A 24,028-nucleotide genomic window follows, 5' to 3' on the forward strand; every position below is an offset into this window, starting at 1 on the left:
TCTGCGCCACGACCGGGCCCTCGACGCGGAAGTGCGTGTCGCGCCAGTGCTCGGGATCCTGCGCCCGGCCCTGCCATTGGTCGGCGATGCCGACGCCGCCGGTGAAGCCGACGCGCCCGTCCACCACCAGCAGCTTGCGGTGCGTGCGGTTGTTCATGCGCGCCAGGTGCCAGCCGCGCGGCTCGTGGAAGCGCTCGACCTCGACGCCCGCGGCCGTCATCCCCTCGACCAGTTCGGCGTCCATCGGCGTGCTGCCGATCCAGTCGAGCATCACGTGCACGCGCACGCCAGCGCGCGCGCGCTCGGAAAGCGCCTCGGCGAAGCTGCGTCCGACCTCCCCCGACCAGTAGATGAAGGTCTCGAAGGTGATGCTGTGCCGCGCGCCGCGGATCGCCCCGAGCATCGCGGGGAAGATCTCGTCGCCGTTGTGCAGCGGCTCGACCCGGTTGCCGCCGACGATCGCGGGCCCGAGCATCACGCCCATCGAGCGGCGGAAATCCGGGTCGCTCAGTTCGTAGCGGCGCTCGACGCGATGCTCGATGCGCTTGTCGTGCGGCATCAGGTTGACCGCCAGCAGCACCGCCGCCAGCGTCAGCAGCACCGCGACGAGGACGCGGCCCCAGCGCGCCGGCCGCCTCATCGGCGGCCGGCGCGCCGCCCGTCCGAAGGACTGCGTGCTCGCATCGGCTCTCCTGGCTTTCCCGTGTCCATGCGTCTGCGGCGGCAACCCCCGCACCCGCGGCCCCGGGATGGGGGGCCCTGCAGGGCCTCACGGCGCCGGATGCTGCGCGCCACAGGAAGAAGCGCGGCGTTCCCGCCTTGCCCCCTCCCGGAACGCGGGGCGACCGGAGCGTTGGCACGAGGGAAAACACCGATAGCTCCTTCGCGACGAACCACTGATGCGGGCGCTCCGCTTGCCGAGGATCGTGACGGGCCGCTCCCTCGCCCGCCCCCTCGATTCACGCAAGGAGAACCGTCATGCAGTCATCCCGTCTCTCCCGGCAGGCTTCGCGGCGCCGCCACGCGATGTTCTGGAGCATCCCGGTGCTGGCCGCGGCGCTCGGGCTGTCGGTCGCGAACCGGGCCGAGGCCCAGTACGGCGCGCGCAACCCGGCCGGCACGCCGGTCGAGTCCGGCCCGGCACGGCCCGCCGCGCCGGTCACGCCACCCTCGGCCTCGCCCGCGTCGCGGGACGTGCGCGCCACCGAGCTGATCGGCATGGACGTGCGCAACTCGAAGGGCGAGAACGTCGGCGAGATCCAGGACCTGGTGATCGACGTCAACAACCAGCGCGTGCACTACGCGGTGCTGGCCTTCGGCGGCTTCCTCGGCATGGGGGACAAGTTGTTCGCCTACCCGATGCGGCTGTTCGGCCGCGACAACGAGCGCGACGGGCTGGTGCTCGACGTCGACCGCGAGCAGTTGCGCGAATGGCCCGGCTTCGAGCGCAGCCGCTGGCCGAACTGGAACAACGAGGGCCACCGCAGCGAGATCGAGCAGTTCCACGGCAGGAGCGGCTCGGCCAGCGTTGCGATCCCGATGCGGCAGAACATGCGCCTGCTGCGCGCGAGCGAGCTGCTCGACCGGGACGTCAACGATTGGAGAGGCAACGACGCCGGCGGGATCGAGGATCTGGTCGTCAACTTGCGCGACGGCAGTGTGCGCTACGTGGTGATGGAGTTCGACCGGGCCTGGAACCCGAACGACAAGCTCGTCGCGCTGCCGATGAGCTCCTTCGAGTTCCCCGCGCGCAAGGACATCGACCTGCGCCTCAACGTCGATCGCGAGCGTCTCGCCAAGGCGCCCGGTTTTGCGGCCAACCGCTGGCCCGACGTCAACGATCCGGCCTGGCGGCGCCGCAACGAGGCCTGGATCGGCAGCATGGGAACGCGCGAGAGGACGCGCGACGCCGCCGACGCCCGCTGAACGGGCGGGACGCCGGCCGGGGCGGGCCGGACGGCCCCTGCCCCGCCGCCGTCCTTGAGCTCACTGCCCGTTCCAGCCCAGGCCGGCCGCGACGCGCTGGCCGTACTCCGGGTCGGCCTGGCGGAAGTGCTCGACCATGCGCTTCTGGATGTCCTCGTTGCACTCGCTGAGCGCCGAGACGAGGTTGCTGATCAGCTCGTCGCGCTCCCAGTCCTCGAAGCTGCGGTAGCGCTCGCCCGCCTGCTTGAAGTCGTTCTTGCGTTCGATCGGCTGGCGGCCGATGTGGCCGCTGACATGGGGCCGGTGGGGCGTGCCGCCGGCGGGCTGCTGCTGCAGGCCGCCGCGGCTCGAGGGCTCGTAGTTGACGTGCGGGTTGGCGCCCATCGTCGTCGCGAACTCGTTCTCGAAGGCCATCTGGCCGTCGCGCTGGTTGGTGGCGACGCGCGTGCGCGGCCGGTTGATCGGCAGCTGCAGGTAGTTCGGCCCGACGCGGTAGCGCTGCGTGTCGGAATAGGAGAAGGTGCGCCCCTGCAGCAGCTTGTCGTCCGAGAAGTCCAGGCCGTCGACCAGCACGCCGGTGCCAAAGGCGGCCTGCTCGACCTCGGCGAAGTAGTTCACCGGGTTGCGGTCGAGCACCATGCGGCCGACCGCACGCATCGGGAACCGGTCCTCGGGCCAGAGCTTGGTCGGATCGAGCGGGTCGAAGTCCAGCTCCGGGTGCTCGTGGTCCTCCATGATCTGCACGCACAGCGTCCACGCCGGGTGGTCGCCGCGCGCGATCGCGTCGTAGAGGTCCTGCGTCGCGTGGTTGAAGTTCGTCGCCTGGATCTCGTTGGCCTGCTGCTGCGTCAGGTTGCGGTGGCCCTGCTCCGGCACGAAGTGGTACTTCACGAGAACGCCCTGGCCCTCGCGGTTGTACCAGCGGTAGGTGTTGACGCCCGAGCCCTGCATCTCGCGGTAGTTGGCCGGGATCCCCCAGGGGCTGAACAGCCAGGTCACCATGTGCGTCGACTCCGGCGTGAGGCTGCAGAAGTCGAAGATGCGGTTCGCGTCCTGGCGGTGCGTCACCGGGTCGGGCTTGAAGGCGTGCACGAGGTCCGGGAACTTGATCGGGTCGCGGATGAAGAAGATCTTCAGGTTGTTGCCGACGAGGTCCCAGTTGCCCTCCTCCGTATAGAACTTGACCGCGAAGCCGCGTGGGTCGCGCAGCGTCTCGGGCGAGTGCCCGCCGTGGATCACGGTCGAGAAGCGCACGAAGACGGGCGTCCTGCGGCCCTTCTCCTGGAACAGGTGCGCGCGGGTGTACTTGGAGATCGGCTCGCCCTCGAGGTCGCCGAAGGCCTCGAACCAGCCGTGCGCACCGGCGCCGCGCGCGTGCACCACGCGCTCCGGGATGCGCTCGCGGTCGAAGTGGGTGATCTTCTCGAGGAACTGGTAGTCCTCGAGCACCAGCGGGCCGCGCGGGCCGACGCTGCGCGTGTTCTGGTTGTCGTGGACCGGGTGGCCCTGGCGGTTGGTGAGACCGAGCTTGCCGTCGGCCGGCTCCTCGCCGGCCGGTGCCTGCGACGCCGGGCGCTGGCCCGCGCCCGCGCCTGCGCCTGCGCCTGCGCCTGCGCCTGCGCCTGCGGACGAGAAGGATGCTTCTTCGCTCATTGGACCTCCTGCTGTTGGCTCGCCCGCACCAGGAACGAAAGTGGCGGGGCGGTTTCCCGAGCCAGCAAGGGGTGTTCCCGGCCGGGGGACCGGGAGGAGCGGCGGGGCCGGGGCGTCCCTCGCGGGACGCCCCGGGACATCACCAGAGGCCGTCGCTGCCGTAGAGGGCCGGCTCGCGGCGCGCCTCGGCCGGGGCCGCAGCCTCGGCGATGCGGCGAGCGATGTGCGCGAGCGCCTCGTCGACCTGGTCGATCAGGATCAGGCAGAGGTCGCCGGCGCCCAAGCGCGCGAGCGCCGCGTCGATCGCGCGGAACTCGCCGCGGATCTCCTCGATCGCCGTCGTGCGCCGCGCGCCGCGCAGGCCCTCGCGCAGCAGCCCGAGCACCTCGCCGTCGGCGCGGCCGCGCTGGCACTGGTCCTGGTAGAGCAGCACCTCGTCGAAGGCGCCGCCGAGGATCTCGGTCTGCTGGCGGATGTCCTCGTCGCGGCGGTCGCCCGCGCCGCTGATGACAACCAAGCGGCGCTTCGCGGGCATCGTCTCCACCGCCTTCACCAGCGCGGCGATCGCGTCCGGGTTGTGGCCGTAGTCGGCGATCAGGGTCGAGCCGCGGTAGTCGAAGACGTTGAAGCGGCCCGGCGCGTTGTCCGACTCGCTCGTGAAGCCCGCCAGCGCGCAGCGCAGCACATCCCAGCCGATGCCGCAGGCCCAGCCGGCGGCGACCGCGGCCATCGCGTTCTCGACCTGGAAGCCGATCGTGCCCTTGCGCGTCAACGGCACGTCCGCCAGCGGCAGGCGCTGGCGCCAGCGGCCCTCGGCCGCGACGATGCAGCCGTCCTCGACGAACACCACGCGCTTGCCCTGCGCGCGGTGCGCGGCGAGCACCGGGTGCTGCGGGTCGGCGGCGAAGAAGGTCACCGAGCCGGGGCAGACGTCGGCCATCGCGGCGACCACCGGGTCGGCCGCGTTGAGCACCGCGATGCCGTCGTCGGCGACGTTCTGCACGATCACGCGCTTGACGAGCGCCAGGTCCTCGACCGTGGTGATGTAGTTCATCCCCAGGTGGTCGCCGGCGCCGATGTTGGTGACGACCGCGACCTTGCAGCGGTCGAAGCCCAGGCCCTCGCGCAGCACGCCGCCGCGCGCGGTCTCGAACACCGCGGCGTCTACGTCCGGGTGCATCAGCACGTTGCGCGCGCTCCTCGGGCCGGCGCAGTCGCCGGTGTCGATGCGGCGGCCGCGGATGTAGATGCCGTCGGTGTTGGTCATCGCGGTGCGCAGGCCCGCGCCCTCCAGCAGGTGCGCGATCAGGCGCACCGTGGTGGTCTTGCCGTTGGTGCCGGTGACGGCGACCACCGGGATGCGGCCGTCGCCGCCGTCCCGGAACATGCTGTCGATCACCGCCTCGCCGACGGCGCGGCCGCGCCCGTAGGACGGGGTCAGGTGCATGCGCAGGCCCGGCGCCGCGTTCACCTCGACGACGCCGCCGCCCTGCTCCTCCAGGGGCTTGAGCACCGTCTCGCACACCACGTCGACGCCGCAGATGTCGAGGCCGATGATCTGCGCCGCGGCCACCGCGCGCGCGGCGACCTCGGGATGCACGTCGTCGGTCACGTCGGTGGCGGTGCCGCCGGTGCTGAGGTTCGCGTTGTTGCGCAGCACGACGCGCTGGCCCGGCGCGGGAACCGAGTCGGCGTTCAGCCCCTGCGCCGCCAGGCGGGCCTCGGCAATGGCGTCGAAGCGGATCCTGGTCAGCGAGGTGGCGTGGCCGTCGCCGCGGCGCGGGTCGGCGTTGACCTGCTCGACGAGCTCGCGCACGGTGTGGCGGCCGTCGCCGATCACGTGCGGCGGGTCGCGGCGCGCGGCGGCGACCAACTTGTCGCCCACCACCAGCAGCCGGAAGTCGTGGCCCGGGATGAAGCGCTCGACCAGCACCTCGTCGCTGACCGCGGCCGCGGCCTTGTAGGCGATCTCGAGGTGCTCGCGCGTCGTGATGTTCACCGTCACGCCCTTGCCCTGGTTGCCGTCCTGCGGCTTCACGACCACCGGCAGGCCGATCTCGCAGGCCGCGGCCCAGGCGTCCTCGACGTCCGTCGCCGGCCGCCCGCCCGGCACCGGCACGCCGGCGGCCTCGAGCAGCTGCTTCGTGAGCTCCTTGTCCTGCGCGATCGACTCGGCGATCGCGCTGGTGCGGTCGACCTCGGCGGCCTGGATGCGGCGCTGCTTGCTGCCCCAGCCGAACTGCACGAGGCTGCCCTCGGTCAGGCGGCGGAAGGGGATGCCGCGCGCGACGGCGGCGTCGACGATCGAGCCGGTGCTGGGCCCGAGGCGCACGTCCTCGTCGAGCTCGCGCAGCCTGGCGAGCGCCGCCTCGACGTCGAAGGGCGTGTCGTCGAGCGCGGCACGCACCAGCGCCCCGGCGAGCTCGACCGCCAGGCGCCCGACCGCCTCCTCGCTGTACTCGACCACCACCTGGTAGACGCCCGCCTCGACGGTGGGCGTGGTGCGGCTGAAGCTCACCGGGCAGCCGGCCTGGGCCTGTAGCGCGAGCGCGGTGCATTCCAGCGCATGGGCGAGCGAGACGACGCCCGCGTGGCCGGTGGGACGCAGCGCGCCGATGCGCGGGAAGCGCGCGCGCAGCCGCGCCTCGAAGCCCGGCGTGCGGCCGATCGAGCGGCCGGCCTCGTCGCAGCTCACGATCGCCTCGATCGAGGTGTGACGGCTCCAGACGTTGGGGCCGCGCAGGGCCCGGATGCGTGAAATTTCCATGTGCAGTTCTCCTGCGTGGGGAATCGTGCCGGCAGCGCGTTCCCCGCGCGCCGGCTGTTTGTCTCTCTCGGTCTCTCTCGGTCTCGCTCGGGCTCAGCCGGCGTGTGGCGCCTTCAGCGTGCTGCCCGGCAGCAGCGCCTGCGGCTCGCAGGTCTCGATGCCGGTGCGCAGCAGCGCGGGCTCCAGGCCCAGCGCCCAGCCGGCGGCGACCGCCGCGAGCACCGCCTCGCCTTGCATTCCGGCCGGACCCTGCTGCATCAGCGGCAGGGTGTGCAGCGACACCAGCACGGTCTCGTCGGCGCCGCGCGCCAGCACCACCTGCGTGCCGCGCAGGAACACCGCGCGGCCGCCCTGGGCGCGGTGCTCGGCGACGGCCGGCAGCTCGGCGTCGAGGCCGTAGAAGATCACCTCGCCGTCGCACAGGGGCGCCATGCGCGCCACCAGCGGGTCGTCGGCGTTGAGCACCGCGGCGCCGCCTTCGAGCACGACGTCGACCTGCGTGCGCAGCACGTTGTAGAGCTGCTCGGGCTCGCGGATGTACCAGCGCGCGAGCGAGTCCACGCCGCTCACGTCGGTGACGACGCCGACCGCGCAGCGGTCGTAGGCGAGGCCTTCGTCGAGGATCACCTCGGCGCCGTTCTCGAACACCGCCGCGTCGACCATGCGGTTGATCAGCAGGCGCCGGCCGGCCTTCGCCGTGTTCGCCGGGCGGCGGTCCACCGCGCGGCGGTCGAGGAACAGGCCGTCGGCGCAGGCCAGGCCGACGTGGTGGCCCGAGAGCTGCAGCAGCCACGCGACGAGGCGCGAGATCAGCGTCGTGCCGTGGCGGCCGGCGACGCCGACCACCGGGATGCGGCCGGTCTCCTCTGGCGCGAACAGGTGGTCGACGATCGCGCGGCCCACCGGGCGCGGCTGGCCCTCGGCGGGCTTGAGGTGCATCAGCAGGCCGGGGCCGGCGTTGACCTCGACGATCGCGCCGCCCTGGGCCTCGAGCGGGCGCGAGACGTCCTCGGCGACGAGGTCGATGCCGGCGATGTCGAGGCCGACCACGCGCGCCGCGAGCGTCGCCGCGGCCGCCACCTCGGGATGCACCCGGTCGGTGACGTCGATCGCGAGGTTGCCGTTGCGCAGTACGCGCACGACGCGGCCGGCGGCCGGCACCGTGTGGCCCGTGCAGCCCTGGCGCTCCAGCTCCAGCCGCACCGCCGGGTCGTCCACGCGCACGACGTCGAGCGGGTAGATCTCGTCCTCGCCGCGGCGCGGGTCGCTGTTGATCTGCGTCGCGACGAGCTCCGCGATGCTCGAGCGGCCGTCGCCGGTGACCGAGGCGGTGTCGCCGCGCACCGCGGCGACCATGCGGCCGCCCACCACGAGCAGCCGGTGCTCCAGGCCGCGGATGAAGCGCTCGACGATCACCTCGCTGCCCTCGGCGTCGGCGACCGCGAAGGCGGCCTCGACGTCCTCGCGCCGGCTCAGCTCGATCGACACGCCGCGGCCGTGGTTCGCGTCGCTGGGCTTCACGACCACCGGGCCGTCGATGTCCTGCGCCGCGTCCCAGGCGTCGGCCGGGTCGCTCACGACGCGACCCTCGGGCACCGGCACGCCGCAGGACTGCAGCAGCCGCTTGGTCAGGTCCTTGTCGCTCGAGATGCTCTCGGCGATGGCGCTCGTGCTGTCGGTCTCGGCGGTCCAGATGCGGCGCTGGCGCGCGCCGTAGCCGAGCTGCACCAGGTTGCCCTCGGTCAGGCGCAGGTTCGGGATGCCGCGCTCGGTGGCGGCGTCGACGATGCATGCGGTGCTCGGGCCCAGGCACAGCGAATCCACCATCTCGCGCAGCCGCACCACGGTGGCGGCCACGTCGTAGGCCCGGTCGTCCATCGCGGCGAGCACCAGCTCGCGCGCCGCCTCGAGCGCCGCGCGGCTGACCTTCTCGTTGCGCGAGCGCACCACGAGCTTGTAGACGCCGCGCACGCCGGTCTCGCGCGCCTTGCCGAAGCGGGTCTGCATGCCCGCCAGGTTCTGCAGCTCGATCGTCACGTGCTCCAGGATGTGCGCGGGCCAGGTGCCGTCGCGCAGCCGCTGGATGAAGCCGCCGGGCGCGCCGACGCTGCAGTGGTGCGCGTGCAGCGAGGGCAGCCACGCGACGAGCCGGTCGACGAAGCCGGGGATGGTGTTCGACGGCGACTCCTCGAGCTCGCCGATGTCGACCCACGCTTCCAGCACTGCGCGGTAGGTCCAGAGGTTCGGGCCCTGCAGGTACTGCACGCGCAGGAATTTGATGTCTCTCATGAAAGGTTTCCGGCGGATGGGGGGAGCGCGATGCACGCGCCATGCGTGAAGCAATGCGCAGCGCGGGCGCTGGCGCGTGTGGAAAGGGGCCGGTTGCGACCCGAAACGGGCCTCGGCCTGTCAACGAAAACCGGTCCCGCTGCGTCTAGGACCGATGGCCCCGAGCGACGCGATGCGGCGTGCAGGGGCCGCCCTCTTCCGGACGGCGCCACTGGCTGCCTGAGCGCTGAACACGATGACAAAGCAACTCCCGAATCCATCTCCTGCCGCCGGCACGCTGCCGGAACCCTGGACCGCCGGACTCGCATCCGTGCTGGTCGAGGGTGAGAACGTCGCAAGCGGTCTGGAGGTTGACCTCGACGCGCAATTGCGTTTCGCGAGCGGCCTGCTGGTCGTGACAAATCACCGGCTTCTGGCCCGCGTCGAGGGCGAGGATCGCTGGCAGAGCTGGCCGCACCGCGCGGGACTGAAGCTCGTCCACCACGACCATGCCGGTGTCGGCACGCTCGAACTGCTGGACGCGAACGGCCGGCTGGCGCGCTGGCGCTACACGCTCGGGCGCAACCCGGCGGCGCTGCGGCTGATGGATGCGCACGCGCGCGAGTGCGAGGCGGCCGTGCGCGGCGTCGCGGCCGAGCCGCTGCCGGGCGACAGCTGCCCGACCTGCCACGCGATGCTCGAGCCCGACCAGGAGGACTGCCCGGTCTGCGCGCGCGAGGAGCTGACGCCGCCCTCCACCTGGACGCTGCTGCGCCTGTGGCGCTTCGCGCGGCCCTACCGCGGCCAGCTGCTGCTCGGCTTCCTGCTCACGCTCGGCTCGACCGGGGCGACACTCGTGCCGCCCTACCTGACGATGCCGCTGATGGACGAGGTGCTGATCCCCTACCAGAGGGGCGAGACGATCGAGCCGGGCACCGTGAGCCTCTACCTCGGCGGGCTGCTCGCCGCGGCGCTGGTGGCCTGGCTGCTGGGCTGGGCGCGCACCTACATCCTCGCCCTGGTGAGCGAGCGCATCGGGGCGGACCTGCGCACCACGACCTACGAGCACCTGCTGAAACTGTCGCTCGAATACTTCGGGGGAAAACGCACCGGCGACCTGATGGCGCGCATCGGCTCGGAAACCGACCGCATCAACGTCTTCCTGTCGCTGCACCTGCTCGACTTCGCGACCGATGTGCTGATGATCGCGATGACCTCGGTGATCCTGTTCTCGATCAATCCCTGGCTCGCGCTCGTGACGCTGCTGCCGCTGCCCTTCATCGCGTGGCTGATCCACGTCGTGCGCGACCGCCTGCGCACCGGCTTCGAGAAGATCGACCGCGTCTGGTCCGAGGTCACCAACGTGCTCGCGGACACCATCCCCGGCATCCGCGTCGTGAAGGCCTTCGCGCAGGAGAAGCGCGAGGCGACGCGCTTTCGCGACGCGAACCGCCACAACCTCGCGGTCAACGACAAGCTCAACAAGGTCTGGTCGCTGTTCTCGCCCACCGTGTCGCTGATGACCGAGATCGGGCTGCTGGTGGTCTGGGCCTTCGGCATCTGGCAGGTCGCGAACAACCAGATCACGGTCGGCGTGCTGACCGCCTTTCTCGCCTACATCGGCCGCTTCTACACGCGGCTGGACTCGATGAGCCGCATCGTCTCGGTGACGCAGAAGGCCGCCGCCGGCGCCAAGCGCATCTTCGACATCCTGGATCACGTCTCGAGCGTGCCCGAGCCCGCGAACCCGGTGCACCTCGAGAAGGTGCAGGGCCGCATCGACATCCGCGGCGCGCATTTCCGCTACGGCAGCCGCTCGGTGATCCGGGGCCTGGACCTCTCGATCGCGCCGGGCGAGATGATCGGCCTGGTGGGCCACAGCGGCTCGGGAAAAAGCACGCTCGTGAACCTGATCTGCCGCTTCTATGACGTGACGGAAGGCTCGATCCGCATCGACGGCACCGACATCCGCTCGCTGCCGGTGGCCGAGTACCGCAGCCACATCGGCCTCGTGCTTCAGGAGCCCTTCCTGTTCTTCGGCACGATCGCGGAGAACATCGCGTACGGAAAACCGGACGCGACCCGCGAGGAGATCGTCGCGGCGGCGCGCGCCGCGCACGCGCACGAGTTCATCCTGCGCCTGCTGCAGGGCTACGACTCGCTCGTCGGCGAGCGCGGCCAGGGCCTGTCGGGCGGCGAGCGCCAGCGCATCTCGATCGCGCGCGCGCTCTTGATCGACCCGCGCCTGCTGATCCTCGACGAGGCGACCTCGGCGGTGGACACGGAGACGGAAAAGGAGATCCAGAAGGCGCTCGACAACCTGGTGCGCGGGCGCACCACGATCGCGATCGCGCACCGCCTGTCCACGCTGCGCAAGGCCGACCGCCTCGTCGTGATGGACCGGGGCGAGATCGTCGAGGTGGGCTCGCACGAGGTGCTGATGGCCCGCAAGGGGCACTACTGGCGGCTGTACGAGGCGCAGGCGCGCCACGAGGCCGAGGCGGCTGCGGCGCTGGAGGCGGCGTGATGAGGACGGAAGGAAACGAGATGCTGGCGCCCGACTACCGGCTGGAGCGCGATGCCTTCGGACGGCTGTGCCTGATCGACGCCGCCGGCGAGCGGCATGCCGGCGTGGTGCCGGTGCGGGCCTTTCCGCTGGCGGCCCCGAACGAGGGCATCGCGCTGATGGGGCCGGACGGCCACGAGCTTGTCTGGATCGCGCGGCTCGACGCGCTGCCCCCGGGACTGCGCTCCCTGATCGAGGAGGAGCTCGCCGCGCGCGAGTTCGTGCCGGAGATCCTGAAGCTGCGCGAGGTGTCGAGCTTCGCGACGCCGAGCACCTGGAGCGTGGACACCGACCGCGGCCCGGCGAGCTTCGTGCTCAAGGGCGAGGAGGACATCCGCCGCGTCGCCGACGGCTCGCTCCTGATCGCCGACAGCCACGGCATCCACTTCCGCATCCGCGACCCGAGGGCGCTGGATGCTCACAGCAGGAAGCTGCTGGACCGCTTCCTGTGAACGCCGGCCTGCCGCGCCGCCCCGGACCGGGGCGACGCGGGCGGCCGGCACGGGACGCTCAGCAGCGCCCCTTCTTGGCCTGCCCCGGCGGGCAGAAGCCGCCGTTGCCGCCCTGCGGGTGCGAATGGGAGCCGTGCGGGTCGATCACCACGGCGCCCGAGGGCGTGTAGACGGCGCAGCCGGACAGCAGCGCGACGGCGGCGAACAGGGAAAGCAGAACTTTCATGGGTGGCTCGAAATGACAGGGTCGGGCCGCGGATTCTAGGGGTCGCGGCATGCCGCCGAGCCTGTCCGGACGGGGGAAACCGCCCCCTTGTGGCGCGTCCGTGACAATTTCCCTTGCGCGACCGCGCCCTGCCGGCCAGCGGCCCGGCCGGCGTCCTCTCAGCGGTCGAGCAGGATGCCCGTGGCCAGCACCGCGATCACGAGGAGCAGCGCGGCGACGAGCAGCACGCGGCCGGCGCGATGCCCGGCGTTGACCGTCCAACCCCGTCCCGGCCTGCGCTTGGGAACCCAGAGACGGCTGTCGAGGCGGCTGCAATAGAGCCCCAGCCACCCGCCGCGCCAGTTTCCCGGTTTCTGCCATTCGGCCTGGTCGATGTCCTCTTGCTTCATCTTCCTGTCGTGCTTTTCCTGATGCGGGGGCACTTTCCTGTATGTTGTAAAGGCGCCGGGCCGGCGCTTCAGGCTGCCCCGCCCTGCCCCTTTACGGGGAATCATGCAGGAGGGCCTGCCTGTCTGCAGACGCCTGCATGACCCGCGGCAGGCACAGCATCTGCCGACCATGAGGACGCATTTTTCTTCGTCCGACCCGAGGAGAGCATCCCCATGAAGAAGGAATCCCAGAAGCCCCAGGCCCGCCAGTCCGGAACCGACCCGGTCGACAAGCAGCGCGCCATCCAGCGCGAGCAGGACCAGCGCGACCAGCAGAAGAAGCAGCAGCAGGCCTCCGGCGGCGGCGGCTCGCAGCAGCCGCAGGCGGTGCAGGCCGGCCCGCGCGAGCACCCGGTGGACTTCCCGGCGCAGCACCTCGAGAAGCCGGGGCTCGAGGCCGAGATGCAGTTGAAGCCGCAGTTCCTCGCGCCCGACTACAAGGGCAGCGGCAAGCTCGAGGGCATGTCCGCGATCGTCACCGGTGGCGACTCCGGCATCGGCCGCGCGGTTGCGGTGCTCTATGCGCGCGAGGGCGCCGACGTCGCGATCGTCTACCTCAGCTCGCACCAGGACGCGGAGGAGACGAAGCGCTGCGTCGAGGCCGAGGGCCGGCGCTGCCTGCTGATCGCCGGCGACGTGAAGGATTCCGCCTTCTGCCGGCAGGCGGTGGAGAAGACGGTGCAGGAGTTCGGGAAGCTGGACATCCTCGTCAACAACGCCGCCTTCCAGGAGCACGCCGAGTCGCTGCTCGACATTACCGACGAGCGCCTCGACGAGACCTTCCGCACCAACATCTACGGCTACATCCACATGGCCAAGGCGGCGCTGCCGCACCTGAAGAAGGGCGCGTCGATCATCAACTCCGGCTCGGTCACGGGACTGGAGGGCAGCGCCAAGCTGCTCGACTACTCGGCCACCAAGGGCGCGATCCACGCCTTCACGAAGTCGCTGGCGCAGAACGTCCTCCCGCAGGGCATCCGCGTCAACGCGGTCGCGCCGGGGCCGGTGTGGACGCCGCTGAACCCGGCCGACCAGGAGCCGGAGAAGGTCGCGAAGTTCGGCCAGTCGACGATGATGCAGCGCGCCGCGCAGCCCGAGGAGCTGTCGCCGGCCTACGTCTTCCTCGCGTCGCCGGTGTGCTCGAGCTACATCACCGGCATCGTGCTGCCGGTCACGGGCAGCGTCAGCGCGATCTGAGCGCCCTCGCCTCCAGCGCCTGCGGCAGGCCGCTGGCGCGCCGCGTCTTGCGCGCGAGCGCGGCGGCGAGCACGCCGACACCGGGCGAGAGCAGCGTGAAGGCGCGGCGCGCGCGCGTGATGCCGGTGTAGGCCAGCTCGCGCGTGAGCACCTGCGCCGCCGCGTCGCCCGCGAGCGCGAGCACGGTGTGCTCGAACTCCGAGCCCTGCGACTTGTGCACCGTCATCGCGAAGGCGGTCTCGACGTCGGCGAGGCGGCTCGCGAGCACCGAGCGCACCGCGCGGCCCTCCAGGAAATAGACGCGCAGCGCGCCGCGCGCGCCCGGCGCCTTCAGCACGATGCCGATGTCGCCGTTGAAGACGCCGAGGCCCGCGTGGTTGCGCGTGACCATCACCGGGCGGCCCTCGTACCACTCCCCGCCCTTCCTCAGCAGCCCCGCCTGCACCAGCGCGCCCTCGATCGCTCGGTTCAGGCCCGCCACGCCCCAGTCGCCCTCGCGCACCGCGCACAGCACGCGGAAGCGCTCGAAGGCGGTCAGCACCTCGCGCGCCCAGTCCTCGTGCGCCAGCGCGTCGTCCTGCGGCGGGCGCTGGCGCAGCGCCTCGAGGTAGCTGCGGTAGCCGCCGTCGGCGCCGTCGCGGCCGCGCAGCGCGAGCTGCACCACCTCGGCCGGCGTCGCCGCGTCGAGCCAGCGCACCTCGCCGCCCCCGCCCTGCAGCACCGCCTGCGCCGCCGCCGCGTCGCCGGCGTTGACCGCGAGCGCGAGCCGCCCGATCGGGCCGCCGAAGCGCCGGCTCTCGCGCAGCATCACGGTCTGCTGCGCGAGCGCCGCGCCCTGCGCGGTGGCGAAGCGGCGCGGGATGCGCTCGCCGCAGGCCTCGGCCACGTAGCGGCAGCTTGCCTCGTCGTAGCCGCCGGCCTCGGCGTCGCGGCACAGGTCGCCGAGCACGGCGCCGGCCTCGACCGAGGCGAGCTGGTCCTTGTCGCCGAGCAGCACCACGCGCGCGGCGGCCGGCAGCGCGTCGAGCAGCGCGGCCATCATCTCGAGGTGGATCATCGAGGCCTCGTCGACGATCAGCACGTCGACGTCGAGCGGGTGGGCGGCGTCGTGCGCGAAGGCCCGGGTGTCGGGGCGCGCGCCGAGCAGCGAGTGCAGCGTGCGCGCCGCGCCGATGCGCGCGGCGAGCTCGCGCAGCGGCAGCGCGCCGGCCAGGCGCTCCTCCAGCCCGGCAAGCGCCGCCTCGATCGACTGCTTCAGGCGCGCGGCCGCCTTGCCGGTGGGCGCGGCGAGCGCGACGCGCAGCCGCCCGGGCTCGGCGCTGGTCGCGAACAGCAGCGCCAGCAGCCGCGCGACGGTGTAGGTCTTGCCGGTGCCGGGGCCGCCGGTGATCACCGACAGCCGCCCGCGCAGCGCCACCGCGCAGGCGATCTTCTGCCAGTCGGGGCCGGCCGGGCCCTCGCGGCCCGCCGCCGGCGCGTCGAACAGCCGGTCGAGCCACTCGCGCGCGCGGCCCGGCTCGACCGGCTCGCGCACGGCGCCGCGCGCCGTCACCTGCGCGGCGACGCGTTGCTCGTGGCGCCAGTAGCGGCGCAGGTAGAGCCGCTCGCCGGCCAGCACCAGCGGCGGCGGCTCGTCGCCGTCCCCGTCGCCCTCGTCACCGTCGCCGGCGGCGTCCGCCTCGCGCACCAGCGGGCAGTCGCGCAGCGTGCGCAGCCAGTCCTCGCGCCCGCGCGGCAGTGGCTTCATCAGCGCGGCGAGCGCCTCGCGCGGCTCCGCGGCCCAGCCGAGCAGCTCGTCGGGCCGCGTGCGCAGCTCCTCCAGCAGCAGGCAGCTGTGGCCGCGGCCCTCCATGTGCGCGAGCAGCGCGCTGCACAGCAGCACCAGCGGCGCCGCGCCGGGATGCAGCTCGGCGACGAAGCGGGCGAAGGCGCAGTCCAGGCGGCGGATCCAGCCCGCCTCGCTCCAGCGCTGCAGCTCGCCGAGCAGCTCCTCGCCCTTCGGCGGCTCGCCGGCGAGCGCGTCGATCCAGTCCAGCGTGGCCGCGTCGCGCCCCTTCATTCCCATGCCTCCTCGTCCGTGCCGAGCGCGCGGTCGAGCGCGTCGAGCAGCTCCGCGTCCGGCGCCACGCGGTAGCAGCCGCGCTCGGGCCCGCGGAAGCCCCGCAGGAAGAAATAGATCGCGCCGCCGAGCTGGCGCTCAGGCTCGTAGGCCTCGCCCAGCCGCGCGCGCAGCAGCCGGTGCAGCGCGAGCAGGTAGATCGCCGCCTGCACGTCGTAGCGGTGCGCGGCCATCGCCGCCTCCAGCGCGCGGGCGTCGTAGTCGGTGTCGCGGCTGCCGAGCGCGTTGGACTTGTAGTCCAGCACCCAGTAGCGCCCCCCGTGCTCGAAGACGAGGTCGGCGAAGCCCATCAGCATGCCGCGCAGCTCGCGCTCGGGCAGCGCCGGGCGCTCCCGGCCGCCGAGCAGGTGGCGGCGGCACAGCGCGTCGACCTCGGCCGACGCGAGGCCCTCGCTCGGCAGCCAGAACTCCATCTCGGGCAATTGCGCCGAGAGCGCCGACAGCGGCGCACCGAGCGGCGGCAACTCCACGCGCAGCGCCTCGCGCAGCCAGGCCAGCACGTCGTCCTTGCGGTGGCCCCAGCCCTGGTGCTCGCAGCGGCGCAGCAGTTGCTCGCGCAGCGCCTCGGACGCGTCGAGCGCGAAGCCCTCGCCGGCGAGCCACTCGAGCTGGTCGTGCAGGAAGTTGCCGGGCACCGCGCCGCGCGGGAAGCGGTGCCAGGGCGCCGGCGTCGCGGGCGGTGTCGCCTCCTCGCCGTCGATCAGCTCGGGCTCGCGCACCAGCTCGACCGTCAGCCGGTCCACCGGCACGGAAGGCAGGTGCTTCACGAGCCCCGAGAAGCTGCCGACCGACCAGTCGCGCTCGAACTGCGCCGCGTACTCGGCCGGCTGGCGCAGCGCCTGCGCGTCGTCGCGCGGCAGCAGCCGCGAGCAGGCGGGCTCCGGCTCCGCCTCGACGAGCGCGATCGAGCCGCAGTCGCCGCGCGCCGCCTCGAGCCGCGCGAGGATCTCGCCCTCGGCGATCTCGAGCCCGCCGCCGAGCAGCTGGCCGAGCGCGCAGCGGTGCAGCGTGCACGCGGCCGCGTTGCCCTTCCTCAGCGCCGCGACGCCGACCCACAGCGCGTGCCGCGCGCGCGTCAGCGCCACGTACAGCAGCCGCAGGTCCTCGCGCAGCCGGTCGCGGTCGGCGCGCTCGATCACCTCGGCGGTGAGCGAGAACTCGAGCCGCCGCGCGCCGTCGTCGCCGGCGACCTCCAGGAAGCTGCGCCCGCGCCCGTCCACCGGGCGGAAGTCGCAGGCGAAGGGCAGGAACACGAGCGGGTACTCCAGGCCCTTGGACTTGTGCACCGTCACGACCTTCACGAGGTCGGCGTCGCTCTCGAGCCGCACGATGCGCTCGTCGCCCGCGCCGGTGTCGTCGTCGATCTGCTCGGCGAGCCAGCGGATCAGCGCCTGCTCGCCGTCGAGCTGCGCGGCCGCGGCCTGCAGCAGCTCGGCGAGGTGCAGCACGTTGGTCAGGCGTCGCTCGCCGTCGGGCTGCTGCAGCCAGCGCGCCGGCAGCCCGAGCCTGTGCAGCGTCTGGCGCAGCATCGTCAGCACGCCCTGGCGCTGCCACATCGACTGCAGCCGGCGCAGCTCCTCGAGCCGCTCCTCCCAGGCCTCGTCGTCGACCGCGAGGCGCGCGAGCTCGGCGAGCTCGAGCCCGATCGTCGCGGTGGCGTAGGCCGCGCGCGCGAGCCGCATGTCCAGCGGCGTCGCCACCGCCCTCAGCCAGCGCAGCAGGTCGCGCGCCTCGGGGCTCGCGAACACCGAGTCCTTGTCCGACAGGTAGACCGACGCGACGTCGCGCCGGCGCAGCTCGCGCCGCACCGCCTCGGCCTCGACGCCGGTGCGCACCAGCACCGCGATGTCGGCCGGGCGCAGCCGCGTGAAGCCGTCCTCCGGATGGTCGAAGCCGGCCTTCGGGTCGTTGAGCAGCGTGACGATGCGCTCGGCGCAGCGCGCCGCGAAGCGCTTCACGCTGCCGCGCACGTCGCAAAGCGCCGTGTCGTGGCAGAAGCTCAGCGCCGGCAGCTCGCCCGCCGCGCACACGAAGCGCTCGCGGCGGCCGCGCGCCTCCACCGCCTCGAAGGGCAGCGGGTGGTCGTCGCCGCGGCGGTAGAGGAAGGCGCCCTCGCCGTGCGCCGCCTCGGCCTGCGCAAACAACCGGTTCACCGCCTGCACCAGCGCCGCGGTCGAGCGGTGGTTGGTGCCGAGCACGTAGTGCCGGCCGGCGGTGGCGCGGCGCGCGCTGAGGTAGCTGTGGATGTCGGCGCCGCGGAAGGCGTAGATCGACTGCTTGGGGTCGCCGATCAGGAACAGCGCCGCGTCCTGCGCGTTGCCGGCGACGCCGTAGAGGCCGTCGAAGATGCGGTACTGCAGCGGCGAGGTGTCCTGGAACTCGTCGATCAGCACCACCGGGTACTGCTGCACGATGCGCTCGCGCAGGCGCGGGCCGCCCGCGCTGCGCAGCGCGCCGTCGAGCCGCTCGAGCATGTCGGCGAAGCCGAAGGTGCCGGCCTGCGCCTTCAGCTCGGCGAGCCGCCGCGCGACGCAGCAGGCGGCGTGGCGCCGCAGCGCGCGCCCGAGGTCGGGCAGCCGCGCCAGCGCCTCGTGCAGCGCCTCGAGCGCCTCGAAGTGCTCCGGCAGCTCGATGCTCGTGCCCGGCTTGCAGGCCTCGAGCATGCCCTGCGGCGTCAGGCGCTTGCGCCCGGTCTTCAGCTCGAAGCCGTCCTGCTCGGGCGCGGTGGCCCAGCCCTCGAGCGTGTCGAGCCAGGGCTCGTAGTAGCGCGGCTGGATCTTGGTGCGGTTGAAGGGGCAGTCCTTGCGCGCGAGCTGCTCGGCGAACCAGGCGCGCAGCGCCTGCACGCGCTCGCTCCAGCCGGACTTCAGCGCCGCGAGCCGGTTGCGGCGCTCGCGCACCAGCCCGCCGCACAGCGCGGACAGCTGCGGCGGCGCGGCCCCGGCCTCGCCCTCTTCCGGCTCGACCTTGCCAAGCAGCGGCGCGACGTCGGCGAGCAGCCGCTCGACACCCGGCCAGACCCCCAGCACCGCCTCGAGCAGCTCGGCGTCGAGCGGGTAGACGTGCTGGCGCCAGTGGTCGCGCACCGCCTCCTCGAGCAGCGCGCGCTCGTCGGCGAGCAGCTCCTCGTCGAACAGGTTGTTGCTGTCGAAGGCGTGCTCGCGCAGCATGCGCTGGCACCAGGCGTCGATGGTGTGCACCGCCGCGTCGTCCATCGCCTCGGCGGCGCAGGCGAGGCGCCAGGCGGCCTGCGTGCGCGCCTCGCCCTCGGGATAGGCGTCGAGCAGGCTCGCGAGCAGCGGGTCGCCCGCCGCGATCTCGCCGCGGAAGCACTGCGCCGCCTCCAGCAGCCGCGCGCGGATGCGGTCCGACAGCTCGCGGGTGGCCGCGCGCGTGAAGGTCATCACCAGGATCTCGGACGGCAGCAGCGGCCGCGCGAAGGCGCAGCCCGGCTCGCCGTGGCCGAGCACGAGCCGCAGGTAGAGCGCGGCGATGGTCCAGGTCTTGCCGGTGCCGGCGCTGGCCTCGATCAGCCGGCTGCCCCACAAGGGCAGCCGCAGCGCGTCGAGCCGCTCACCCATCGATGTCCTCCCCGGCCGCCGCGAGGTCCGCGTGCAGCGTCACATCCACGCCCCCCTCCGCCACCCAGGCGTCGAGCGGCCCGTAGAGCTCGCGCGCCAGCGTCGCGAAGCGGCCGTCGGCGACGAGCGCGTCGTGGTCGGGATAGACGCGCGCGAGGCACGGCTCCTCGCACTCGCCGGCGAGCTCGTGGCCGCCCTCGTAGGCCGGCAGCGCGCGCGCCTCGTCGCGCACGAAGGCAAGCGCGGTGCGGCAGGCGAGCGGCAGCGGCGCGTCCATGCCGGCGCGCCACGCGTCGAGCAGCGCGCGCAGCAGCTCCGCGGCGCGCGCCTGCGGCAGCGGCGCGAGGCCGAGCACCGCGTCGCGCGACACGAGGCGGCCGCGCAGCGGCACGCCGCAGGCGCTCGCGGCGAGCTGGCGCACCCAGGCGTGCAGCAGCTTGTCGGCGCGCGCGGCCTTGTCCTTGCCGCACAGCACGCCCGGCGACAGCTCCAGCCAGACCGGGCCGTCCTCGCCGAGGCGCAGGCCGTCGAGCCAGTCCTCGAGCCGCAGCCCGCCGTGCTCGAAGGCGAGCCGCTCCTTCGGCGCCGGCTCGGCGAAGTCGCGCTGCACCTGCTGCCACTGCCGCACCGCCGGCAGCGCCTGCGCGACCAGCGCCTCGCGCTCGCGCACGCCCAGGCCGCCCATCGGCAGCCGGCCGCAGCGCTCGATGCGCCGCGCGCGCCGCGCGATCTCCTCGTGCAGGCTCTCGCCCGGGCAGCGCTCGGCGTCGTCGAGCAGCTCGCGCATCAGGTCGTAGGCGTCGAGCCCGCTCAGGCCGAAGGGCTCGTCGTCCTCGTGCGGCGCGTCGGCGTCGTCGAACACCACGTCGAGCCGCATGCGGAAGTGGTGGCGCACCGGGTTCCTCAGGAAGTCCGCGAGGCGCGCGAGCGTCAGCGGCACGCGCGGGTCGGGCTCGAAACGCGGCAGCTCGCCGGCCTCGGCTGCGGCCGCGGCCTCGCCGGTCTGGTGCGCGGCGCGCCATTCGCGCGCCCAGGTGGTCAGCCCGCCGTGCTCGAAGTAGCGGCGGCTGAAGGGCTGCAGCGGGTGCTCGGTGGTCTGGCGCTGCGGCAGCTCCGTGCACCAGCCGGCGGCGAGGTAGTCGCGCAGCTGCGACACCAGCACCGAGGGCGGCTGCTCGCTGTTGTCGCGCACGCTGCGGCCGGCCCAGCTGACGTAGAACTGGCGCCGCGCCGACAGCAGCGCCTCCAGCATCAGGTAGCGGTCGTCGTCGCGCCTCGAGCGGTCGCCGGGGCGGCGCTGCCCCGGCAGGCCCATCAGGTCGAAGTCGGCGCGGGTGGTGCGGCGCGGATAGTCGCCGTCGTTCATGCCGAGCAGGCACACCACCTCGAAGGGGATGGCGCGCATCGGCATCAGCGTGCAGAAGGTGACGCCGCCGTCGAGGAAGCGCCGGCGCAGGCTGGGCTCGTCGATGCCCGCCAGCCACGCCTCGCGCAGCACCGCCAGCGGCACCGCCTCGTCGAAGCCGCCGTCCTCGCAGGCGCGCAGCCAGCCCTCGAGCGCGCTGCGCACCGCGCCGAGGCTCAGGCGCTCGCGCTCGTCGGTCGGCGCGAAGAAGTCCTCCAGCAAGGCGCGCGCGCGCGCGGCCCACTCGGCGGGCGTCGCCGGCTGCACCGCGAGCGCGCGCCAGCGCATCAGCGCCTCGACCAGCGCCACCAGCGAGCCGGCCACCGCCGCCTCCAGGCCGCCGACCTCGCCATAGGCCTCGATGCCCTGCCACGAGGCGCCCGCGCCGCTCGCGTAGCCGAGCAGCATGCGGCGCAGCCCGAAGGCCCAGGTGTTCTGCTCGCCGCAGGCGGCCAGCCCCAGGTCGGCACGATGCTCGCGGTGCAGGCCCCAGCGCACGCCAGCGCCGGCCATCCACTGCGACAGGCGCGGCAGTTCGTCCTCGTGCACGCCAAAGCGCGCGGCGACCGCCGGCACGTCGAGCAGGTCGCGGATCTCGGCGAGCCGGCAGCGCTGCTGCGGCAGCCGCAGCAGCCACTCCAGCGCCACCAGCAGCGGCTGGTTGCCGCGCTGCTGCAGGTCGGCGATGTCGAAGGGGATGTGGCGCGGGTCGCTGCGCCCGTACTGGCCGAACACGGCGCGGATCGCCGGCGCGAAGGTGTCGATGTCGGGCACCATCACCACGATGTCGCGCGGCTTCAGCGGCCCCAGCGCCTCGCGGTCCGGCGGGTCGGCCAGCAGCGCGAGCAGCTGGTCGTGCAGCACCTCGACCTCGCGCTGCGCGCTGTGCGCGACGTGGAAGACGATCGAGCGCTCGGCCGCATCCGGCGCCGTGCGCGGATGTTCGGCGAGCGGCATCAGGTCGCGGATCGCGCCCTGCACCTGCGCGAGCAGCGTGCCGCCGGGCTCGGTGTCGAACAGGTCGATGCGCGTCAGCCCGAAGCGCTGGCGCGCGGCCTGCGCGTCGTCGAAGGCGTCGAGCTGGCGCACGAAGTCGCGGCCCTGGCGGCCCCAGGCGGCCAGCAGCGGGTTGGCGTGCGCGTGCATCTCCTCAAGCGACACCGCGGCGAGGTCGCGCTCGCCGCGCTGCTGCTGCCGGCGGCGCTGCGCGCGCAGCAGCTCGCGCCCCTCGATGATGTCGCCCCAGTGGAACTGGCAGGGATTGGGCACCGCGAGCAGCACCTGCGCGTGGCGCGAGAGCGCGTGCAGGCCCTCGAGCATCTGCATCGGCAGCTGCGACATGCCGAACACGACGACGCGCCGCGCCACCGGCTCCGCCGGGGGCGCGCCGGATTCGAGCGCGGCGAGGAAGCGCTGGTGGATGCCCGGGCGCACCGCGAGGCGCTGGGCCTCATCGAGCTCGGCCAGCAGCTCGCGCCACAGCAGCGGCTGCCAGCGCTGGTCCTCGGGGCATTCGGCCGCCTCGCCGTTGCCGCGCGCCAGCAGGTCCTGCCCGGCGGCCCAGGCGCCCAGCCAGTCGGCACGGTGCACCTGGTACTGGTCGTAGAGATCGGCGAGGCGCTGCGCGAGCTGCAGGCGCCGGCCGAGGTCGCCGCCGGCGAGGAAACGCGCCAGCGGCGCGAACTCGGGCCGCTCGAGCAGCTGCGGCAGCAGCCGCATCAGGCGCCAGGTGAGCGGCGTCTCGTCCAGCGGCGACAGCGGCGGCACCGACTCGCGACCGAGCACCTGCCGGTAGCTGCGCCACAGGAAGCGCGCCGGCAGCTCGACGCGCGCGGCGGCGCAGACGCCGTGCGACGCGGCCATCGCCATCTTCAGCCACTCGGCCACGCCGTTGCTCTGCACGAGGATGACCTCGGGCTCCAGGGGCCCGAGCGGCTGGCGGGCGAGCCAGTCGAACACCGCCGCCTTCAGCAGCTCGAGCCGGTTGCCGTGCAGCACCAGCAGTCCCGGCGTGATCTCGGTCGTCGTCATGGGCGCTTCTTGTTCCGGACGGTCGCTCGGCGCAAAAGGGGCGATTGTGGCGCCGCCGGCGCGGATGGCAAGGACCGGGAAGCGCGCGGGTGCGAAATGGGTCGCGCGGTCGGCGTTCCCGTCAGCCGCCGGGGTAGCGCGCCGCGAAGTAGCGGCACTCCGCGCCGTCGTCGCCCGGCGCGATGCGCCAGTCGCCCGCGCCGGCGAGGTCCTCGGCGAGCTCCCGGATCGTCTCGCGCAGCTCCAGCGGCTCGATCCAGCGCGCCGGGATCGCCCCGGCGCCGAGCGCCGCGCCCACGATCTGCCCGGCGATCGAGCCGGTCGAGTCGCTGTCGCCGTCGTGGTTGACCGCCAGCCGCACCGCCCGGGCGAAGGCGTCGTCCGCGCCTGCCGGCAGCTCGCCGAAGGCACAGTAGACCGCGATCGCGAGCGCCTCCTCGGCGACCCAGCCCTCGCCGAGGCGCTCCAGCGCCGCGGGCTGCCCGGGATCGGTGCGCGCGAGCTCGACCGCGCGGTCGAGGAGGGACAGCGTCTCGCCGGCATCCGCCTCGGCCGCGAGCCGGGCCCGTGCCCGCCCGTGCGCGGCCTGCGGCGCCTCGCCCTGCGCCAGCAGCGCGAGCAGCAGCGCCAGATAGCCGGCCGGCAGCTGCCCGCTCGGGTGGCCGTGCGTCAGCGCCGCGAGCTCGCGGCCGAGCCCGAAGGCGCGCTCGTCGAGCCCCTCGCCGCCGAGCGCCGCGCACAGCAGGCCGGCCGGCGCGACGCGCATCACGCCGCCGCAGCCCTTGCTGTCGTTGACGGCCGGCTCGCCCGCGCGCGACTTGCGGCGCAGCGCCTGCAGGCAGGTGAGGCCGGGCGCACGCAGCGCGAACAGCTCGCGCTGCGCCAGCAGCCCGGCCGGCGCCGGCCCGCGGTGCGGCGCCCCGAGCGGCGGCGTCTCGCCCTGCGTCCACAGCCAGCGCTGGTAGGCCCGGTCGGTCTCCGCCGCGAACGCCGGATCGGCCTCGTGCAGCCGGGCGCCCACCCAGGCCCGCAGCAGCCCCTCGGCGGTGAAGAGCGTCATCTGCGTGTCGTCGGTGATCGCGCCGAGCCGGCCGTAGGCGGGCACGAGTTCGCGCAGGCCCTGCGGGCCGAAGCGGCGCAGGATCTCGCTGCGCGGCATGAATTCCACCGGCGCGCTGAAAGCGTCGCCCACCGCGCCGCCGACCAGGCAGCCGAGCTGCCGCCCCAGGCCCGCCAGCGCCTGCAGCCGCGGCTCCATCCAGGCGCGCGCCGGATCGCGCCGCCAGCCCTCGAAGCTTCCGATCTCCATTCCTGCTCCCCTCCCGCGCGGGGCCCCGCCCCGTTTCGATCACAGTGTGCAGTCCCGCCCGCTCATGGCATGAGCCTGGACGCAGGCGCGGCTGCCGCGC

General features: G+C 73.5%; 14 protein-coding genes. 4 read left to right on the forward strand and 10 right to left on the reverse strand.

From position 1 onward, the window contains the following. Positions 1–640, reverse strand: a 640-nt coding sequence (locus tag D3A59_RS26095) for a phospholipase D-like domain-containing protein (RefSeq protein ID WP_240635876.1), incomplete at its 3' end; no start/stop codon positions are given. Between the two features lie 338 nt (positions 641–978). On the opposite strand from D3A59_RS26095, the gene D3A59_RS00765 reads away from it, so the two are divergent. Beyond that, a complete protein-coding gene (locus D3A59_RS00765; RefSeq protein WP_119153023.1) occupies positions 979–1,926 on the forward strand; it encodes a PRC-barrel domain-containing protein in 948 nt (315 codons plus the stop codon). A 60-nt stretch (positions 1,927–1,986) separates the two neighbouring features. Here D3A59_RS00765 and D3A59_RS00770 read toward each other — a convergent pair whose 3' ends face one another. The 3 genes from D3A59_RS00770 to D3A59_RS00780 all read right to left on the reverse strand — a co-directional run bounded on the left by D3A59_RS00770 (position 1,987) and on the right by D3A59_RS00780 (position 8,635). Continuing rightward, positions 1,987–3,579, reverse strand: a complete 1,593-nt coding sequence (locus D3A59_RS00770) for a catalase (protein WP_119153024.1) — start codon at positions 3,577–3,579, stop codon at positions 1,987–1,989. Positions 3,580–3,718: 139 nt separating this feature from the next. Further along, complete coding sequence (gene cphA, locus D3A59_RS00775; protein ID WP_119153025.1) at positions 3,719–6,346, reverse strand: cyanophycin synthetase; 2,628 nt, start codon at positions 6,344–6,346, stop codon at positions 3,719–3,721. A 93-nt stretch (positions 6,347–6,439) separates the two neighbouring features. Then, positions 6,440–8,635, reverse strand: coding sequence for a cyanophycin synthetase (locus tag D3A59_RS00780; protein ID WP_119153026.1), 2,196 nt, complete (start codon positions 8,633–8,635; stop codon positions 6,440–6,442). 235 nt (positions 8,636–8,870) lie between these two features. Here D3A59_RS00780 and D3A59_RS00785 point away from each other — a divergent pair, with 235 nt between their 5' ends. Both D3A59_RS00785 and D3A59_RS00790 read left to right on the forward strand, forming a co-directional pair. Beyond that, positions 8,871–11,141, forward strand: a complete 2,271-nt coding sequence (locus tag D3A59_RS00785; RefSeq protein WP_119153027.1) for a cyanophycin metabolism-associated ABC transporter — start codon at positions 8,871–8,873, stop codon at positions 11,139–11,141. Between the two features lie 20 nt (positions 11,142–11,161). Further along, a complete protein-coding gene (locus D3A59_RS00790) occupies positions 11,162–11,632 on the forward strand; it encodes a cyanophycin metabolism-associated DUF1854 family protein (protein ID WP_119153028.1) in 471 nt (156 codons plus the stop codon). Between the two features lie 58 nt (positions 11,633–11,690). Here D3A59_RS00790 and D3A59_RS25770 read toward each other — a convergent pair whose 3' ends face one another. Then, positions 11,691–11,858, reverse strand: coding sequence for a hypothetical protein (locus D3A59_RS25770; RefSeq protein WP_170162263.1), 168 nt, complete (start codon positions 11,856–11,858; stop codon positions 11,691–11,693). A gap of 158 nt (positions 11,859–12,016) precedes the next feature. Continuing rightward, the gene (locus D3A59_RS00795) at positions 12,017–12,247 is read right to left on the reverse strand and encodes a DUF5808 domain-containing protein (protein ID WP_119153029.1); all 231 of its coding nucleotides are present in this window, start codon (positions 12,245–12,247) and stop codon (positions 12,017–12,019) included. A 213-nt stretch (positions 12,248–12,460) separates the two neighbouring features. On the opposite strand from D3A59_RS00795, the gene D3A59_RS00800 reads away from it, so the two are divergent. Further along, positions 12,461–13,483: an SDR family oxidoreductase gene (locus tag D3A59_RS00800; RefSeq protein ID WP_119153030.1), complete on the forward strand. Its 1,023-nt coding sequence runs from the start codon at positions 12,461–12,463 to the stop codon at positions 13,481–13,483. On the opposite strand, the gene recD is transcribed toward D3A59_RS00800, so the two are convergent. The 4 genes from recD to D3A59_RS00820 form a co-directional block, all read right to left on the reverse strand. After that, the gene (gene recD, locus D3A59_RS00805; RefSeq protein WP_119153031.1) at positions 13,470–15,542 is read right to left on the reverse strand and encodes an exodeoxyribonuclease V subunit alpha; all 2,073 of its coding nucleotides are present in this window, start codon (positions 15,540–15,542) and stop codon (positions 13,470–13,472) included. The two genes, D3A59_RS00800 and recD, sit on opposite strands and share 14 nt — an antisense overlap. Then, positions 15,539–19,183, reverse strand: coding sequence for an exodeoxyribonuclease V subunit beta (recB, locus tag D3A59_RS00810; RefSeq protein WP_119153032.1), 3,645 nt, complete (start codon positions 19,181–19,183; stop codon positions 15,539–15,541). Before recB ends, recD begins: the two co-directional genes overlap by 4 nt. Further along, entirely contained in the window at positions 19,176–22,619 is a 3,444-nt protein-coding gene (recC, locus tag D3A59_RS00815; protein ID WP_119153033.1) for an exodeoxyribonuclease V subunit gamma, read from the reverse strand. Before recC ends, recB begins: the two co-directional genes overlap by 8 nt. Before the next feature lie 121 nt (positions 22,620–22,740). Continuing rightward, positions 22,741–23,928 (reverse strand): ADP-ribosylglycohydrolase family protein, encoded by a 1,188-nt coding sequence (locus D3A59_RS00820; RefSeq protein ID WP_205665065.1) that lies wholly within the window; start codon positions 23,926–23,928, stop codon positions 22,741–22,743. Positions 23,929–24,028 lie beyond the last annotated feature (100 nt).

It is taken from the genome of Caldimonas tepidiphila (assembly GCF_003569765.1).
GTDB classification, from domain to species: domain Bacteria; phylum Pseudomonadota; class Gammaproteobacteria; order Burkholderiales; family Burkholderiaceae_C; genus Caldimonas; species Caldimonas tepidiphila.

Bases quoted from the DNA above. Each gene is read 5' to 3' on its own strand.
- D3A59_RS00765 (WP_119153023.1), top strand. From the start codon at position 979: ATGCAGTCATCCCGTCTCTCCCGGCAGGCTTCGCGGCGCCGCCACGCG.
- D3A59_RS00820 (WP_205665065.1), bottom strand. From the start codon at position 23,928: ATGGAGATCGGAAGCTTCGAGGGCTGGCGGCGCGATCCGGCGCGCGCC.
- D3A59_RS00795 (WP_119153029.1), bottom strand. From the start codon at position 12,247: ATGAAGCAAGAGGACATCGACCAGGCCGAATGGCAGAAACCGGGAAAC.
- cphA (WP_119153025.1), bottom strand. From the start codon at position 6,346: ATGGAAATTTCACGCATCCGGGCCCTGCGCGGCCCCAACGTCTGGAGC.
- D3A59_RS00800 (WP_119153030.1), top strand. From the start codon at position 12,461: ATGAAGAAGGAATCCCAGAAGCCCCAGGCCCGCCAGTCCGGAACCGAC.
- D3A59_RS00770 (WP_119153024.1), bottom strand. From the start codon at position 3,579: ATGAGCGAAGAAGCATCCTTCTCGTCCGCAGGCGCAGGCGCAGGCGCA.
- D3A59_RS00785 (WP_119153027.1), top strand. From the start codon at position 8,871: ATGACAAAGCAACTCCCGAATCCATCTCCTGCCGCCGGCACGCTGCCG.
- D3A59_RS00780 (WP_119153026.1), bottom strand. From the start codon at position 8,635: ATGAGAGACATCAAATTCCTGCGCGTGCAGTACCTGCAGGGCCCGAAC.
- D3A59_RS25770 (WP_170162263.1), bottom strand. From the start codon at position 11,858: ATGAAAGTTCTGCTTTCCCTGTTCGCCGCCGTCGCGCTGCTGTCCGGC.
- recC (WP_119153033.1), bottom strand. From the start codon at position 22,619: ATGACGACGACCGAGATCACGCCGGGACTGCTGGTGCTGCACGGCAAC.
- D3A59_RS00790 (WP_119153028.1), top strand. From the start codon at position 11,162: ATGCTGGCGCCCGACTACCGGCTGGAGCGCGATGCCTTCGGACGGCTG.
- recD (WP_119153031.1), bottom strand. From the start codon at position 15,542: ATGAAGGGGCGCGACGCGGCCACGCTGGACTGGATCGACGCGCTCGCC.
- recB (WP_119153032.1), bottom strand. From the start codon at position 19,183: ATGGGTGAGCGGCTCGACGCGCTGCGGCTGCCCTTGTGGGGCAGCCGG.